2 protein-coding genes are annotated in these 1,391 nt (G+C 40.8%); both read left to right on the top strand.

Features of this window, described 5'->3' with window-relative positions; translation table 11 throughout:
• Positions 1-124: 124 nt before the first annotated feature.
• Positions 125-802: a uracil-DNA glycosylase family protein gene (locus IQ242_RS24770; protein WP_002750869.1), complete on the top strand. Its 678-nt coding sequence runs from the start codon at positions 125-127 to the stop codon at positions 800-802.
• A 3-nt stretch (positions 803-805) separates the two neighbouring features.
• The gene (gene rsmD / locus IQ242_RS24765) at positions 806-1,351 is read left to right on the top strand and encodes a 16S rRNA (guanine(966)-N(2))-methyltransferase RsmD (protein ID WP_193961780.1); all 546 of its coding nucleotides are present in this window, start codon (positions 806-808) and stop codon (positions 1,349-1,351) included.
• The last annotated feature ends 40 nt before the right edge of the window (positions 1,352-1,391 follow it).

Below are 1,391 nucleotides of genomic sequence, written 5' to 3'. Positions count from 1 at the left end.
GGTGTAGGGTGTGGGGTGTGGGGAGAAGAAAGAATAAATAAAAATAATCTCCTGAAGACTGAAGACTGATAATTTTCATTTTTGTAGTAGAATGGAGAGCCACTAATAACCGATTTCTGGAATAATGACCGATATTAAAACCCTAATTAAACAGGTACACCAAGAGGCAAAAAAAGAGGATTTTCCCATCGATACCCTGATTTACCAAGAGGCAAAAAAAGACCCCTTTGAACCAGTTTTGTATGCTGGTAATCTTGCTAGTCAGTTATGCTTTTTTGGCCGGGATTTAGGACGAGATGAAGTGTATGCGGGACAACCTTTGATCGGGGCTGCCGGTAGAATGGTAAGAGAGGGATTTTTTCAAGCTTGGCAGGGGAGAAAATCTCATGATCGTCAAGAGTTATTATCCGTGTGCGATCGAATTTTCTTAACTAATACAGTTCCCTACAAACCTCCGGGTAATAAAGCTTATTCTGGGGAAGTGAAGGATCGTTTTCGTCCATTTATAGAAAAACTGCTCGTTTTTTATTGGCAAGGTGATCATATCATTCCCCTTGGCACGGAAGCTTTTAAATGGTTTGAACCCTACGGTAAACCCAAAGAAGTAGATAAATTCTATCTTGATAAAGAACGCTTTACCAAAAAACTCCTAGTTACCCTTACCGCTACCGATGAAGATGGATTAAAACAGCAAAAGAAAGTGACTTTATTACCTCTCCCCCATCCTTCTCCTCTCAATCAAAGATACTATGCCCTTTTTCCTGATTTATTACAAAAAAGATTAACTGAATTTGCCTTTTAACCGATGAGAATTTACGGCAATCGTCCCATAAAAACCCTAGCAGGACAATTAACCCGTCCGACGACAGCAAGGGTGCGAGAAGCTTTATTTAATATCTGGCAACAGAAATTATCCGGCTGTCGTTGGTTGGATCTTTGTGCGGGTAATGGTTCGATGGGTGCGGAAGCTTTATGTCGAGGTGCGAGTCTAGTAATCGGAATTGAACAATCAGGACGCGCTGGCGAAATTATCAAGGAAAATTGGCGCAATTTAGCAACTTCTCCCCAGCAATTCCAAGTAATTCGGGGAGATGTACTGACAAAGTTAGCCACTTTAGCGGGGAAAAGTTTTGATTTAATTTATTTTGACCCTCCCTACGAAAGCGGTTTATATTTACCGGTATTAACTGCCATCTCTCAATCTAATTTATTAGATTCTCTGGGGGAAATTGCCGTGGAACATAATCCCAAATCTTGGCAAGCAATTAATCTAGAAGGTTTAACCATTTGTCGTCAAAAACGCTACGGCAATACTACCTTAACTTTTTATCAAAAAGCAGATGTCTCCTGACCACTGACTTGAAAGAGGGTGTAGGGTGTAGGGTGTGGGG

It is taken from the genome of Microcystis sp. LEGE 08355, assembly GCF_015207185.1.
GTDB classification, from domain to species: Bacteria; Cyanobacteriota; Cyanobacteriia; order Cyanobacteriales; family Microcystaceae; genus Microcystis; species Microcystis panniformis.
Note: the sequence above shows the minus strand (reverse complement) of the source record. Positions and strands in the feature narration are given on the sequence as shown.

Bases quoted from the DNA above. Each gene is read 5' to 3' on its own strand.
- rsmD (WP_193961780.1), top strand. From the start codon at position 806: ATGAGAATTTACGGCAATCGTCCCATAAAAACCCTAGCAGGACAATTA.
- IQ242_RS24770 (WP_002750869.1), top strand. From the start codon at position 125: ATGACCGATATTAAAACCCTAATTAAACAGGTACACCAAGAGGCAAAA.